We start from the raw sequence: 15,007 nt of genomic DNA on the forward strand, positions 1-15,007 counted from the left end.
AATAACCTCCTCAAGCCTTACTTCGCGCGGGTTGTGTCAAAGTAAGATTTACCGGCTTTAGCCATTTCGCGCATGCCATCAGTCACTTGGTATATTTCGCCCAGGTGCGCGTATTTATCTGCCAGTTGAATAAAGTTGTCGATACCAACGGTTTCCAGATAACGGAACGGGCCGCCACGGAATGGCGGGAAGCCCAAGCCGTATAGCAATGCCATGTCTGCTTCTGCGGCAGAACCGACGATGTCTTCTTCCAGACAGCGAACCACTTCGTTCACCATTGGGATCATGCAGCGAGCAATCACTTCGTCTGCGTCCAGCTTTTTGCCTTGTTCGCAGCCTAGTAACTCATAAGTCGCCGGGTCAGCTTCTTTGGTTGGCTTACCTTTTTTGTCGGTGCCGTATACGTAGAAGCCTTTACCGTTTTTCTGACCGTAACGCTCAGCCGCTGCCAGTTTGGCAATAGCGCTTGAGGTGTCACGCTTCATGCGGGTAGGGAAACCGTCTTCCATAACGACCGTACAGTGATCAGCGGTGTCGATGCCGACAACGTCGCTTAAGTACGCAGGACCCATAGGCCAGCCGAACTGCTTCTCCATAACCTTGTCGATGCCAACAAAGTCAACGCCTTCGTCAACCATGCCGGCAAAGCCTGCCAGGTAAGGGAATAGAACTCGGTTTACTAAGAACCCAGGGCAGTCATTTACAACGATAGGGGTTTTGCCGAGCTTCAATGCGTAGGCGACTACCGCATTAACGGTTTCGTCTGAGGTTTTTTCGCCACGAATAATCTCAACCAGCGGCATCTTATGTACCGGGTTAAAGAAGTGCATGCCGCAGAATTTCTCGGGGCGCTTCAGGTTCTTCGCTAATTCAGTAATCGAAATGGTTGAGGTGTTTGACGTTAAAATAGCGTCGTCACTGATAACACCTTCAATTTCAGCCAGCACTGAGCCTTTAACTTTTGGGTTCTCAACAACGGCTTCAACAACAATATCGACGTTTTTAACCGCGTCGTTTAACAAGGTCGGAGTAATAGACGACAAGACTTTAATCATCTTATCGTTGCTCACTTTACCGCGCTCAACGCCTTTTTTCAGGATCTTGCCGGCTTCTTTCATGCCCAGGTCTAAGGCGTCTTGCTTGATGTCTTTCATAACGGCTGGCACGCCTTTGGACGCAGACTGGTAAGCGATGCCGCCACCCATAATACCTGCGCCTAAAACACCCGCTGTTTTTATTTCTTTGGTTGCGGCTTTAGCGTACTTCTTCGACTTACCTTTAACGGCCTGGTCAGCCAGGAAGATACCAACTTGTGCTTGGCACGCGTCAGTTTGAGTCAGGTCGAAAAATGCGTTGTTTTCCGCTTTCAATGCGCCTTCGCGATGCTCGCGAGCACCATTTTCAATCGCTTCTAACGCTTTGTGTGGTGCCGGGTAGTGTTTACCGGCTTTAGCTGCGATTAAGCCTTTAGCTGTAACCAGAGTCATCATTAACTCGGTGTCGTTAGCTTTCAGCGGCTCTAACTTAGGCTGACGTTTCGCTTTCCAGTCTTGTTCGCCGGCAGCGGCAGCTTTCGCTAAATTCAACGCCGCTTTTGTCAGGTTCTCTGGCTCAACAATCGCATCAATAGCGCCAACTTTAAGCGCGTCTTCTGCTTTGTTGTTTTTACCTGTGGTGATCCACTCTAAAGCGTTGTCAGGACCAATAACGCGTGGTAAACGCATCGTGCCACCAAAGCCAGGAATAAGACCCAGTTTCACTTCTGGTAGACCGATAGTCGCTGTGGTGTCCGCTACACGGTAATCACAGGCTAATAGTGCTTCACAACCACCGCCTAATGCGAAACCTTTAACCGCACCAACGGTGGGTACTGGCAGGTCTTCCAGTTGGTCAAATACGCGCGATGCTTTTGCGACCCAGCTGCGGGTCTTTTCCTGATCAGAGAACAGTGTCAGGAACTCAGTAATGTCTGCACCGACAATAAAGGTCGACTTGCTGCTGGTCACGATGACGCCACGTAAGTCGTCCGTGTTTTGTAATTTAGTCAGCGCTTCGCTGAATTCTTCTAATGTTGCCTGGTCGAATTTATTAACCGAGCCTTTCGCATCAAATTGTAATTCTGCGAAACCTGGTTCGATAAAATCGACCCGAATGCTTTCACCTTGATAGATCATCTTGGGTCTCCCACGACTTCCATTAATTTGTTGCTGTAAAGAAACTGATTCTGTTATAGCTTTGGGTTAAGGTAGAGAGAGTTTGGCGTGAATACGCTAATTTTTCAACGGTTATTTAAACATGCGTTTGAATTAATGAACAAGCAGTCGTTTATCCTACGTTACAGTCGTCCTTTTATTTTCGCTTGCGCAGTTGCTATAGGCGGGCTTTCGCATGCAGAGCCGGCGGTTACCGAAGTGATGGGGTCAGAGCAGCGGGAACAGCAACGAGAACTCTTTAAAAAGGCAGAGTACGCAGCCAAAAGAGGGCGTTTAAATGAGTACCGGCAGTTACTCAAAGAGCTTGAGGGCTACCCTTTAAAACCTTATCTGGAGCTTGCTCGTCTGGAGCAGGTGGGGTACTTAGCCAACGAAGACAGAGTGTTAAAGTTCCTTGAAGATTATGAAGGCACGCCACTGGATTGGCAGCTGCGCCAACCCTGGTTAAGTTATCTGGCTGGCGAAGACGAGCACAAACGCTTCATTCGCGACTTTAGACACCCCGGAACCCTCACTCATCGCTGCCAGTTTATTCATGCGCGCCGTAAACAGGGCTTAGAAGACGGCTCCTTCAAGCGACAGGTCGACGCTATTTGGCAGCATGGCTTCTCTCTGCCTCAAGCCTGCGACCCAATATTAAAAGAATGGACTGAATTAGGCGGGCGCACAGACGAGTTGGTATGGAAGCGCCTGAGATTGGCTGCTACCAGTGGTAATGCAACACTTATTCCCTATTTAACCGGGCTTTTGCCTGAACTGCAGCAATACCTGGGTGAGTTTTATCATAAAGTGCGATACTCACCGGCTGCTTTAGAGGATGAAAGTTGGTTTAAAGGGCGCTATCCAATCAAAGAGGCTGAAATTGCCACTTTCGGCTTGAAGAAGCTTATTTGGCGTGATGAGAATATCGCTTTACGAGTGTACGAAAAGCTAAAAGAACACCTTCCTTTTTCAAACGAGCAGTTTGCAGATATTGCTGAGGAGTTTGCCGTTGCCCTTAGCTTAAATGACCATCCAGAAGCTCGCATCTGGCATTCGCGAGTACCACCTGAAGCATTGAATGAAAGGGTGTTGCAGTGGCGGTTAGCGGTGCATTTAAAGGATAATGATTTTGAAGGGCTAAGAACGGTTATCAACGCGTTGCCTATTGCCATAAAACAAGGGAACCAGTGGCGTTATTGGCTGGCGCGTAGTGAGGAAAAGCTTGGGAATGAGCTTGTCGCGCAGGAGCTTTATGAGGACTTATCAGACGAGCGTCATTATTATGGCTTTTTAGCGGCCGCGCGATTGCAAAAGCCTATTAGCCTCGAGCAGGAAAAGCTGGAAGTAAGCGTACTTCAGTTAGAGCAGGTGCGCAGTCACCCCAGTGTCCAGCGGGCTTACGAGTTTATTCAGCTCGAACGTTGGGTGGATGCTCGCAGAGAATGGAACCATCTACTGACCCAACTCGACGGTGAAGAGCAAAAAGTTGCTGCGTATTTGGCAAGTGAGTGGGGGTGGCACGATCAAGCCATTTGGACACTCGCACAAATCGGTCACTTCGACGCCGTTGGTATTCGCTTTCCGCTGGCCTATCAGGATATTTTAAGTCGAGCATCTCAGGCTGCAGGAATCGACGAAGAGTGGGCTTTGGCGATAACCCGGCGAGAAAGTGCGTTTCGACACGATGCTTATTCAAGCGCGGGCGCGCGGGGGCTTATGCAAATACTGCCAAGTACCGCTAAAAAGCTTGATGGAAAGGGCAATTGGCGACGCCTGAATAACCCTTCAGTTAATGTGCGTTTGGGCACTTATTATTTAGGCCGTTTAAAGCATCGTTTCGAAAACAATTGGTTACTGGCAACGGCGAGCTATAACGCGGGCTACTACCGGGTGAAAGAGTGGCTGCCGGAAGAGCCTATGGAAGCAGATGCATGGATTGAAACAATACCCTATTATGAAACAAGAGATTACGTTAAAGCGGTATTAAGTTATCAGCAGATTTATCGGATGTTAGGTGGTAAAGACGATAATTTATTTGAAGACGTGATAGACATGAAAATTGTTGGTTCAGAATAGGACGACTTTATGACCACATCGGCCGGTTTATGGCGGTTGTTTCAAAGCCACATTGATGAATTGCAAAAGCGTGCAGAGCGCTTGTTAGAAAGAGAGAATTTAGAGTTACTCGCGATTCATTCAGGTCAGCAAAAGCGCTGGTTTCTGGATGACATGAATTACCCGTTTAGAGCGAACCCTCACTTCAAAGCATGGTGTCCAGAAACGCAATTACCGAACGCCTGGATTATCGTTCAACCAAAAACAAAGCCGACCTTGGTTTTGCTGGCAGCTGATGATTTTTGGCATACCGTTAAATCGGTTGAGTCTGAAGATTGGACCGCGGCGTTCCACGTGGAACATTTAAAAACACCTGAAGCTATAGAAACGCTGTTACCTTATGACAAAAAGCACGCCGCTTATATTGGTGAGCATATCGAGGTGGCTAAAGCTTTAGGTTTTGACAATATCAATCCAGACCCGGTATTACACTTTTTCCATTATCACCGGTTATTTAAAACCGATTACGAACTTGCCTGTTTAGAAGAGGCGAATGAACTCGCCGCACGAGGGCACATAGCGGCAGCTGAGGCTTTTGCTGAGGGTGCCTCTGAATTTGAGTGCTTACTGAGCTATATGTCAGAAACTAAGCAAGGCCAGAACGAGGTGCCATACAGCCACATTATTGGTCAGAATAAAAATGCGAGTGTGCTGCATCACTGGCAGCTTGCTACTGCAAATAAAACACCGTTGCGCTCAATGCTTGTTGATGCTGGCGCGGAGGTTTGCGGATACGCGGCAGACATTTCCCGGACTTGGTCGTACGAACATAACGAATACGAAGAGCTCATTGTGGCTGTCGATCAGATTACGTTGGCGCTGATTGATAAGTTGAAGCCTGGTGTCAGTTTCCCTGACTTGCACAAGCTTGCTCACGAACAAATAGCCAACTTGTTGTTTGCGTTTGGCTTTGTTCGTTGTAGTCCTGAGCAAATGATTGAAGAGGGCATTACAACGGTCTTTTTCCCGCATGGCTTAGGACATCCACTGGGTTTACAAGTCCATGATGTTGGCGCGGCACAGGCTGATGAGCGGGGCACTCCTATTCCGTCGCCTCAAGGTCAACTCACGCTGCGGACAACACGAACGGTTGAAGCAAGGCAGGTTTATACCATAGAGCCCGGCATCTACTTTATTGAACCTTTGCTGAATAAGCTGGCGTCGTCGAATAAAAAACACCTGATTAACTGGAAGCGTGTCGACGAGTTTCGCCCGTTCGGTGGCGTTCGAATTGAAGATAACATTGTGGTGTACCGTGAAAAAAATGATAACTTAACGCGCCGAACAGAACTGAAAGACTTTAAATTTAAGGTGGGCTAAGTTGTCGGACGATAGCTATTTAATTGCAATAAGTGATGCTGAAGCAGAAATTGAAGTGAAAGGCAGTCGGTTTATAGCGTGTATAAGCCCTGCGAAAACCCCTGAAGAAGCAAGCGACTTCAAAGAGTCAGTTAAGAAGCGCTACCCAAAAGCGAGCCACTATTGCACGGCTTCGGTATTTGGTCACCCTAATGACAGCAACGGTTATGCTTATAGTGATGACGGTGAGCCCTCTGGAACGGCTGGCCGGCCTATGTTGATGGCTCTGTCAGACGTCGGTATAGGACAGGTAACTGCTGTGGTTGTTCGATACTTTGGGGGAACGAAGTTAGGCACAGGCGGTCTTCAGCGAGCCTATAAAGATGCGGTACTTGAAGCTTTGCCTGACTTAGCTGCCGAAACCTTAATATTCAAAAAGCCTTTTTCAGTCAATTTTGACTATACCGACCAAGGCGCTGTTGAGCCGCTTTTTGAGCGTTATGACGCTGAGGTTTGGGAAGCTGAATACAGCGATATTATTAAACAAGAAGTACGAATAGAGCCGTCTAAGGTTGATGAACTACAGGAAAAACTAAAGGCCGCCACACAAGGGCGTGTGCAACTGCGGCCTTATGAACCCATCGATTAAAAGAACATTGCACTGGGTTGGAAAACTCGCTCAACCTGATCAATGTACTTCTTATCCAGTAAGAACAGAATAACGTGGTCGTCCGAATGAATGATGGTTTCACTGTGTGCCATAAGCACCTCGTTACCACGCACGATTGCGCCAATGGTCGTACCCGGTGGTAATTTGATGTCTTTAATGGCTTTACCAACCACTTTTGAGGTGTCTTGGTCGCCGTGCGCGATGGCTTCAATAGCTTCCGCAGCACCTTTTCGCAGTGAATAAACGTTAACAATATCGCCTCGACGGACATGAGTCAGTAATGCCGACACGGTTGCCCGTTGCGGCGAAATGGCAATATCAATTTCTCCGCCTTGCACTAAATCGACATAAGCGCTGCGTTGAATAAGCACCATGGTTTTGCGAGCGCCCATACGTTTAGCCAGCATAGCCGACATGATATTCGCTTCATCGTCGTTGGTGACGGCAATGAAAACATCAATGTCTTCAACGTGTTCTTCTTCTAATAGCTTTTGGTCAGACGCATCACCACGGAAAATTAGGGTGTGCTCCAGGCGCTGCGACAACTCCTCAGCTCGCGCTTCCGAGCGTTCAATCAGCTTAACCCGATGATCACTTTCAAGCTGCTTCGCTAAGCCTGCACCAATATTACCGCCTCCAACAATCATAATTCGGCGATACTTGTCTTCAAGCTTTTGCAGCTCTTGCATGACTGTACTAATGTGTCGGGTATCCGCGATGAAGAATATTTCATCGTCGGCTTCAATAACCGTTGTTCCGGTGGGGCGAATAGGCTTACCTTGACGGTAAATGGCTGCGACACGGGTGTCGATATTGGGGATGTGCTCGCGCAAGGTGGAAATAGCATGCCCCACCAGCTTACCGCCATAATAGGCTTTTACGGCAACGAGAGACGCACGGCCACCGGCAAACTCCATAACCTGTAAAGCGCCGGGGTAGTCAATAAGTCGCTTAATGTAATTGGTAACGAGCTGCTCGGGTGAAATGATGTTATCGACCGGCGCATCCTGGTTGTGAAACAGCTGATCTTTGTAGCGAATGTATTCTTCTGAGCGAATCCGCGCTATTTTCTTCGGCGTATTAAAAATGGAGTAGGCGACCTGGCAGGCAATCATGTTGGTCTCATCGCTGCTGGTTACAGCAATAAGCAGGTCGGCGTCGTCTGCCCCCGCTCGTCTTAAAACGTCGGGGTGAGCACCGTTGCCTGCTACCACACGCAGATCATATTTGTCCTGCAAGTCGTCTAGCAAATCGGCATTTGTGTCGACAATGGTAATATCGTTGCGCTCGCCAACTAAGTTCTCAGCAAGCGTGCCTCCAACCTGACCAACCCCAAGTATGATAATTTTCATTGTGCTTTTTTGAGTCTCGCGTAAAAGAATCCGTCGCCGTCAGCTTCACCGGGTAAAATTTGCAACATGTCCCGATTCGCCTCTATGGGTATGAGAGTAGCATCGCTGTGCTGTTTTAGGAAAGCCCCAACCTGCGTTTGGTTTTCATCTCGTAATATAGAGCACGTCGCGTACAGAAGTTCGCCGCCAGGCGCTAATGTTTCCCATAACGCCCTCAATATTTTGCCCTGAAGCTCTGCAAGCTCGCTTATGTCGCTCTGGCGGCGCAACCATTTGATATCGGGGTGACGACGAATAACGCCGGTCGCCGAGCAGGGGGCGTCTAATAATATACGGTCAAAGGACTTGCCGTCCCACCAGGCAGAGGTATCTGCTGCGTCTGCGCAATGAACCTCTGCGAAGAGCTGCTGACGCGTTAAGTTCTCTTTAATGCGTTCTATTCGGTTTGCATCGAGTTCAACCGCTTGAACGGGGTAATCGAAAGCGTGTCTTTCCAACAGATGCAACAATTTACCGCCCGGCGCTGCACAACAGTCGAGAACACGATGACTGGCGTCCACGTTCAAATAATCTGCCGCAAGTTGGGCGGAACGATCTTGTACGGAAACGGCACCTTCGTGGAAACCGGGAAGTTTATCAACAGAGCAGGGGGTTAACAGTCTAATGGCGTTACGGGCCTGAGGGTCTGCAACCGCTTCTATGCCCTCGGCTTGCAGCTGACGAAGATAATCATCACGAGAAAACTGCCGCTCATTGACCCGCAGCCACATTGGCGGATGCTGGTTATTTTCCCGAAGAATGACCTCTGTCTTATTACCGTGGTCGTGTTCGAGCTGCTGAACCAGCCAGCGCGGGTGATTTTGGTTGTTGTCTTCAGGTAATTGGCGTTCAAAGTTGTCGTTTGCCTCGGGCGCTTCTCGCAACAGCTGGCGTAACACCCCGTTAACCAAGGCTTTGTTATTCCGCTTTTTTAAAACGGCAGCCGATTCAACCGTTGCGCTGACGGTTGCATGGTCTTTTATCCGCTGGCAATAGAGCTGATAAGCACCGACCAGCAACAGATAATGCAGAATCTTAAGCTTACCTTTAAGGGGTTGCTGAAGCTTAGCGCCTACTAATTTGTTTAATGTCGGCAGGACACGCAATACACCATAGCTTATTGCACTTGCTAAGCGTTTATCCGACGCAGAAAGCGTTGCTGTGGCATTGGGTAAAGCGGTCGATAGAGACTCACCTTTTTCCAACACCTGAAAAAGCGCAGTTGCAGCGGCGGCTCGGCTCGCGGCTCCTGAGCCTTTACTTTCGGTTTTATTAGGCTCACTCATGATAGCTGTAGGCCTTCAGCAAATACTTTGGCGTAACCGTTTATCAGCGTAGCAGCGGGTTGTGGTTTCTTGCCCGGCATCTGCGCTTTAGTAATTCTTAGAACACCGTCTCCGGTGGCGACATCAATGCCGTCATTGGAGCTTTGTACGATGGTTCCGGGAGCCTCCCGGGTTGCTCCTTGTGCAATTTCAGCTTCAAGTATTTTAATGGTTTTCTGTTCACCCAGCTGTTCAGACTCGCACCAACTGACAGGCCAGGGAGTAAATGCTCGAGTACATCGTTCTATAAAAGCAGCAGACTCATTCCAGTCTATTTTCGCTTCTGCTTTGCTGAGTTTTTTCGCATAGGTGGCTTGTGTATCATCCTGAACGGTTGCGTTCGCCTGATATGCATCTAGGTCTCTTAGTGTTTCCACTAACGCTTGTGGCCCAAGCGCTTCCAGCTTCTTATACAGCGATGCGGAGGTTTCGTTAGGGGCAATTGCGCAGCGCTTTTCCAGTAGTACAGGGCCTGTATCTAACCCTGCTTCCATTTGCATAACAGCAACGCCTGACTCTGTATCACCTGCCCATACCGCTCGTTGAATAGGGGCTGCGCCTCGCCATTTTGGTAGCAGTGAGCCGTGAACATTCAGGCAACCTTTAGCGGGAATATCGAGTATCGCCTGTGGCAACAGTAAACCATAAGCGACAACAATCATGACATCCGGTTGTAATGCCTGGAGCTGTTGCTGTGCTTCCTCGGTTTTCAGCGACTCGGGCTGAAATACGGGTAACTGATTGGCTTCAGCCAGCTGCTTAACGGCGCTAGGCTGTAACTTTTTTCCGCGCCCGGCAGGGCGGTCAGGTTGGGTGTAGACACCGACAATATCAAAGTCGGTGTCTAAAAGGTGCGACAAGTGCTGTGCCGCAAAGTCAGGAGTTCCGGCAAAAACGATGCGCATTATTGGGCTTCCGAAGCAAACTTCTCTGCTAAACGCTGCTCTTTTTCAAGCTTCTTGCGAATGCGCTCACGTTTCAATGGCGATAGGTAATCTACAAACAGCTTGCCGTTTAAATGGTCAATTTCGTGCTGGATACAAATAGCCAGTAAGCCTTCTGCATTCATTGAGAACTCTTCACCATTTTTATCCAACGCTTTAACAGTAATGGTTTCGGCCCGTTCAACTTTGGCGTAAACCCCCGGGAACGACAGGCAGCCCTCGTCATTTTTAAAATGCCCTTCGGCCTTGGTTATTTCCGGATTAATAAAAACCAGTGGTTCATTTTGATCTTCGCTGCAGTCAGCGACAAACAAACGCTGGTGCACGTCTACTTGCGTCGCCGCAAGTCCTACGCCTTGTTCGTCGTACATGGTTTCGAACATATCATCGATAACCGCACGGATAGAATCGTCTACTTTCGCAATTGGTTGTGCGACTTTACGTAAACGTTCGTCGGGATATTTAAGAACTGTCATTTTTGCCATAGAAACCTCCAAAACTTCATCTACCCTATAGTTTACCTTAAATTGACCGGTGAAGGACAGGGCATGGATGCTGAGCAGTTATGTTTATTAATGGGGGCGTCAAAGGCGCCAAACAAGGTACAGAAAGCGGCAAGGGAATGTTCCTCTATTGCCGAGCTATCTGAACGATGGGGGCAATCGTTTAAACCGGTCGACCCTAAATGGGTGAAAGCGGCGAAAGCATGGACACAACCGGAGCGGCAGGGGGTTATTTCGTATTTTTGTGATGACTATCCTGAGTCGCTAAAGTCTATTCAGAATCCGCCGTGGTTGCTGTATTACCGGGGGCGCAAAGAATTACTGCAAGGCGTAGGTGTGGCTGTTGTCGGCAGCCGAAAAGCATCGCACAGTGGTTTGCAAATTACGGACTGGATAGCAAAAGACTTAGTGGCTGCTGGTATTGTTGTGGTGAGCGGTTTGGCAATGGGCATTGACGCACAGGCGCACAAAACTGCGGCTGATAAAGGCAAAACCATTGCGGTGCTTGGGACAGGAATAGATCAGTATTACCCACGTAGGAACAAGTCCTTACAAGACTTTATCGCTCATCAGGGGCTGCTGATTTCTGAATTTCCGCCGGGACAGACCGCCAGAATTGATCACTTCCCGCGCCGCAACCGTATTATTAGTGGTATTAGTCAGGCTGTTGTGGTGGTCGAGGCGGCTCGTAAAAGCGGCTCTCTGTCGACGGCTATTCATGGTCTTAATGAAGGTCGGGAAGTGGGGGCGGTGCCGGGCTCTGTGCTGATGCCGGAACATCAGGGGTGTCATTGGTTATTACAGCAAGGCGCTAAGCTTATTAATACACCACAGGATATTCTCGATTGGTTTGGGGTAAGCGCTACCGGCTCGGTCGATGGCAGCGAACCGCACGAAGAGAATCAAAGCTTGGCAAACTGCCGTTTGTTCGCTAGTCTGAATTCAGAGCCACGAACAATTGATGACATGGTACAATTGTCGGGACTCGAGGTTGCTGAAGTCATGGAGAAGATAGTGTTATACGAATTAGAAGGACTTGTGGCAGCCGTACCAGGCGGTTATATCAAAGTGGGGAGGCGCTAAATCATGTTTGATATCCTCATGTATTTATTTGAAAACTATATCCATTCTGAAATGGAAGTGGTGGTCGATCACGACGAGCTGACCAATGAATTAACGCGCGCTGGTTTCCGTGAACAGGAAATTCAAAAGGCGTTAGCGTGGTTAGAGCGCTTGGCCGACTTACAAGAGTTAGAAACCAAATCCTACATCGATGCATCAGCCACTCAGGCAACTCGCATTTATACGGCCGATGAAATGACTCGTCTGGATAGCCAGTGTCGTGGTTTTATCATGTATCTGGAAAACTTGGGCGTGTTGGACTTTGCTACGCGTGAAGTGGTTATTGATCGTGTCATGGAGCTGGAAACAAGCCGCTTTACATTAGACGACCTAAAATGGGTTGTTTTGATGGTGTTGTTTAATGTGCCCGGACAAGAAGCTGCGTATGATCAAATGGAAGGGCTTCTGTTCGAAGAAGCAGACGGACCCTTACATTAATGTCCGCTGATGAACGCTGCCCGCGTTGTCAGCGGCCGTTAGTTATAAAACATGTTGGCCATAACAGCTTTTTAGGCTGTACTGGCTACCCAGACTGCGACTACAAGCGTGGCTTAAGAGAACAGTCTGAAATAGAGCCGGAAAACTTAGGCGTTCCCTGTCCTGAGTGTGGCGAAGAATTGCAATTGAAAAGCGGTCGTTATGGCTTATTTGTCGGGTGCAGTAATTTCCCGGCGTGCGAATTCGTTACTGAACCTGATTCGGGTAATGACGAGACCATTCAATGCCCTGAGTGTAAAAAAGGTCAGCTACGACAAAAAACCTCCCGCCGAGGCACCGTATTCTACGCTTGCGACCAGTACCCCACCTGCCAATTTACGGTGAATCAGCCGCCGGTGGATGAGTCTTGCCCCAAGTGTGGTTTTGCACTGCTAGTGAAGCGAAAAACGGCCTCCGGTGTGCGAAAAGTCTGTATACAAAAGCAATGCGACTATAAATCTGACACGCTATAATACCCCGCAACGATTTAACGAGAGAGAGTGCTATGTCTCACGACTGGGAAGCCGCGAAAGAGGCGGTAAAAACCGGGGTTATAGCGTACCCAACAGAAGCCGTTTTTGGGCTTGGCTGTGACCCGTCCAACGAAGTTGCTATTCAACGATTACTCAGCTTAAAACAGCGCCCTGCAGAAAAAGGCGTTATTTTAATTGCCGCTGACTACAGCCAATTGCTGCCGTACGTCGATGATACCGCTATACCGCAAGATAAACGGTTCACCGTACTTTCTCACTGGCCGGGACCTGTGACGCTTATTCTGCCAGCAAGGAAAACAACGTCGCGGCTGCTGACTGGCGGACGAGACACTATTGCTGTGCGTGTGTCAGCTCATGAAGCGGTAAGAGAGTTATGCCGTGAGCTTGGTCATGCATTGGTGTCCACCAGTGCCAACCTAACTGGCGAAGAGCCGGCACGTACCGCCGAAGAGGTTAAGCAGCAGTTTGGTGATAAAGTCAGCTGGGTAATGGACGCCTCAACCGGCGGCGCTAAGAACCCGACTCGTATTATCGACCCATTTAGCAATAAGGTGCTTCGAGACGATGCATAGTAGCTATTTAACGCAAGTAAAAGACTACTTAATGGCACTGCAGGACAGTATTTGCCAACAGCTAGAAGAGGCAGACGGTGCAGAAAAGTTTCAGGAAGACAGCTGGGACCGCCCAGGCGGGGGCGGCGGACGCTCACGTATTTTGAAAAACGGCGCTGTTTTTGAGCAAGGTGGTGTGGGCTTCTCGCATGTCTATGGTGAAAAAATGCCGGCCTCTGCAACTGCGCATCGGCCGGAGCTTGAAGGTCGTGACTTTAATGCCTGTGGCGTGTCGTTGGTGTTGCACCCTAAAAACCCATTCGTACCCACTGTTCACATGAACGTGCGCTTTTTCATTGCACAAAAAGAAGGCGAGGAGCCGGTCTGGTGGTTCGGTGGCGGCTTTGACCTAACTCCATTTTATGCGTTTGAAGAAGACGTTGTTGGCTGGCATAAAACGGCTAAGCAGGCGTTAGACAGCGTTGATGAGGCTTTTTATCCAGAATACAAGCAGTGGTGTGACGACTACTTCTTCCTTAAACACCGCAATGAGGCGCGTGGTGTGGGTGGTGTCTTTTTTGACGATTTGAACGACCGACCATTCGAAGAATGCTTTTCGGTAATAAAGGCGGTGGGTGATGCGTTTACCCGGGCTTATTTACCGATAGTTGAGCGCCGTAAAGATACGCCTTACACGGAGCGCCACAGAGATTTCCAGCTGTATCGCCGCGGGCGTTATGTTGAATTTAACCTGGTTTGGGACAGAGGCACCTTGTTTGGCCTGCAAACAGGCGGCCGTACGGAATCAATTTTAATGTCGATGCCTCCGCTTGTGCGCTGGGAGTACAACTGGACACCGGAGCCTGGTTCGCCCGAAGAGCTGCTAACGTCTTATTATTTGCAACCCCGAGATTGGCTGGCAGAGAAATGACGAACCCAGTGCGTTTAGGTGTTTTCGGCAACCCGGTGGCCCACAGTGTGTCACCAACTATTCATAGTTTGTTTGCAGAGCTTCGCGATGAACGTATTTTGTACGACCGAATGCTTGCAACGCCGGCTTATTTTCCAAAAGCGGTAGCGCAGTTTTTTCGAAATGGCGGTTCTGGTGCGAATGTTACCTTGCCGTTTAAAGAGCAAGCTGCACAACTGGCAAACATCTTAACGGAAAGAGCCCAGGTTGCTGGCGCAGTAAACACTTTAATGAAAGTCGGTTCAGGCTTTGTTGTTGGAGACAACACCGACGGTGAAGGTTTAGTTAAGGACCTAAATAGCAAAGGTTTTAGTGTAAGTGGGCGCTCACTTGTCTTGTTGGGTGCGGGCGGCTCGGCTCGCGGCGTGTTACCGGCATTACTGAGTTTGAATCCGGCGAAGGTGTATTTGGTTAACCGAACGTTGGAGAAAGCCCAGGTGCTTAAGCGACTGCTTGTCGATTTGAGTGCTCACGGTGCCGAAAATATTCAGGTTGTATCAAATGCCGACAGTATTAACGAACCGATTGATGCCGTCGTAAATGCCACCAGCAGCAGTCTTCACAATATCGACATTCCATTGCCGGGGAGCTTTGCAGACAATGCATGGGGCTATGACTTAATGTACAGCGAAACGTCCACTCATTTTCTTAAGCAACTAGAAAAGGCTGGTGTTAAAAAGCGTGCAGATGGCCTGGGTATGCTGATTGAGCAGGCGGCGTCCTCTTACCAATTATGGATGGGTGGGGAGCGACCGGATACGACCTTTGTTATGTCTAAGTTAAGGCCTAGAACCTATTGATTTATAAGCAATTTACGAAAAGTCTTATAAGGCTGAAAAGTTACCGAACAAAAGAATATAAAAAAATGGATTTTGGTAGTAGATCATCCCGAATTTTGTGGTAGTCTGTTTGACCGGTTTGGGAAAGTTTTTCAGTCTTGCTGAAACCTAA

At 48.8% G+C, this 15,007-nt stretch carries 14 protein-coding genes; 9 read left to right on the forward strand and 5 right to left on the reverse strand.

Translation table 11 applies throughout. From position 1 onward, the window contains the following. Positions 1-17: 17 nt before the first annotated feature. On the reverse strand, positions 18-2,174 hold the full coding sequence (fadB, locus tag BLT32_RS09530; protein WP_053954107.1) for a fatty acid oxidation complex subunit alpha FadB: 2,157 nt from the start codon (positions 2,172-2,174) through the stop codon (positions 18-20). Positions 2,175-2,261: 87 nt separating this feature from the next. On the opposite strand from fadB, the gene BLT32_RS09535 reads away from it, so the two are divergent. The 3 genes from BLT32_RS09535 to BLT32_RS09545 are packed head-to-tail and all read left to right on the forward strand — an operon-like array spanning position 2,262 to position 6,258. After that, positions 2,262-4,271 carry a transglycosylase SLT domain-containing protein gene (locus BLT32_RS09535; protein ID WP_235443996.1) on the forward strand — a complete coding sequence of 670 codons (2,010 nt, stop codon included), beginning with the start codon at positions 2,262-2,264 and terminating at the stop codon, positions 4,269-4,271. Between the two features lie 9 nt (positions 4,272-4,280). Continuing rightward, positions 4,281-5,630, forward strand: coding sequence for a Xaa-Pro dipeptidase (gene pepQ, locus BLT32_RS09540; RefSeq protein WP_053954108.1), 1,350 nt, complete (start codon positions 4,281-4,283; stop codon positions 5,628-5,630). Position 5,631: 1 nt separating this feature from the next. Next, positions 5,632-6,258, forward strand: coding sequence for a YigZ family protein (locus BLT32_RS09545; protein WP_053954109.1), 627 nt, complete (start codon positions 5,632-5,634; stop codon positions 6,256-6,258). Here the strand turns inward: BLT32_RS09545 and trkA are convergent. Genes trkA through def form a run of 4 tightly spaced genes read right to left on the reverse strand, consistent with a single transcriptional unit; the run spans position 6,255 to position 10,424 of the window. Continuing rightward, positions 6,255-7,631, reverse strand: a complete 1,377-nt coding sequence (gene trkA / locus BLT32_RS09550) for a Trk system potassium transporter TrkA (RefSeq protein ID WP_053954110.1) — start codon at positions 7,629-7,631, stop codon at positions 6,255-6,257. The genes BLT32_RS09545 and trkA overlap by 4 nt on opposite strands. Beyond that, complete coding sequence (rsmB, locus tag BLT32_RS09555; protein ID WP_053954111.1) at positions 7,628-8,956, reverse strand: 16S rRNA (cytosine(967)-C(5))-methyltransferase RsmB; 1,329 nt, start codon at positions 8,954-8,956, stop codon at positions 7,628-7,630. The genes trkA and rsmB overlap by 4 nt, the downstream gene beginning before the upstream one ends. After that, a complete protein-coding gene (fmt, locus tag BLT32_RS09560) occupies positions 8,953-9,900 on the reverse strand; it encodes a methionyl-tRNA formyltransferase (protein ID WP_053954112.1) in 948 nt (315 codons plus the stop codon). The genes rsmB and fmt overlap by 4 nt, the downstream gene beginning before the upstream one ends. After that, positions 9,900-10,424: a peptide deformylase gene (def, locus tag BLT32_RS09565; protein WP_053954113.1), complete on the reverse strand. Its 525-nt coding sequence runs from the start codon at positions 10,422-10,424 to the stop codon at positions 9,900-9,902. Before def ends, fmt begins: the two co-directional genes overlap by 1 nt. Before the next feature lie 63 nt (positions 10,425-10,487). On the opposite strand from def, the gene dprA reads away from it, so the two are divergent. From dprA to aroE, 6 genes are read left to right on the forward strand one after another with little or no spacing between them, the layout of a single operon-like run. Next, a complete protein-coding gene (dprA, locus tag BLT32_RS09570) occupies positions 10,488-11,525 on the forward strand; it encodes a DNA-processing protein DprA (RefSeq protein WP_235443997.1) in 1,038 nt (345 codons plus the stop codon). Positions 11,526-11,528: 3 nt separating this feature from the next. Continuing rightward, positions 11,529-12,002 carry a DUF494 family protein gene (locus BLT32_RS09575; RefSeq protein ID WP_053954114.1) on the forward strand — a complete coding sequence of 158 codons (474 nt, stop codon included), beginning with the start codon at positions 11,529-11,531 and terminating at the stop codon, positions 12,000-12,002. Then, positions 12,002-12,514, forward strand: a complete 513-nt coding sequence (locus BLT32_RS09580) for a DNA topoisomerase family protein (protein WP_053954115.1) — start codon at positions 12,002-12,004, stop codon at positions 12,512-12,514. Before BLT32_RS09575 ends, BLT32_RS09580 begins: the two co-directional genes overlap by 1 nt. 32 nt (positions 12,515-12,546) lie before the next feature. Beyond that, complete coding sequence (gene tsaC, locus BLT32_RS09585) at positions 12,547-13,107, forward strand: L-threonylcarbamoyladenylate synthase type 1 TsaC (protein WP_053954116.1); 561 nt, start codon at positions 12,547-12,549, stop codon at positions 13,105-13,107. Next, the gene (gene hemF / locus BLT32_RS09590) at positions 13,100-14,017 is read left to right on the forward strand and encodes an oxygen-dependent coproporphyrinogen oxidase (RefSeq protein WP_053954117.1); all 918 of its coding nucleotides are present in this window, start codon (positions 13,100-13,102) and stop codon (positions 14,015-14,017) included. Before tsaC ends, hemF begins: the two co-directional genes overlap by 8 nt. Then, entirely contained in the window at positions 14,014-14,856 is an 843-nt protein-coding gene (gene aroE, locus BLT32_RS09595; protein ID WP_053954118.1) for a shikimate dehydrogenase, read from the forward strand. Before hemF ends, aroE begins: the two co-directional genes overlap by 4 nt. The last annotated feature ends 151 nt before the right edge of the window (positions 14,857-15,007 follow it).

The sequence above is a fragment of the Idiomarina zobellii genome (genome assembly GCF_900100855.1).
GTDB lineage: Bacteria > Pseudomonadota > Gammaproteobacteria > Enterobacterales > Alteromonadaceae > Idiomarina > Idiomarina zobellii.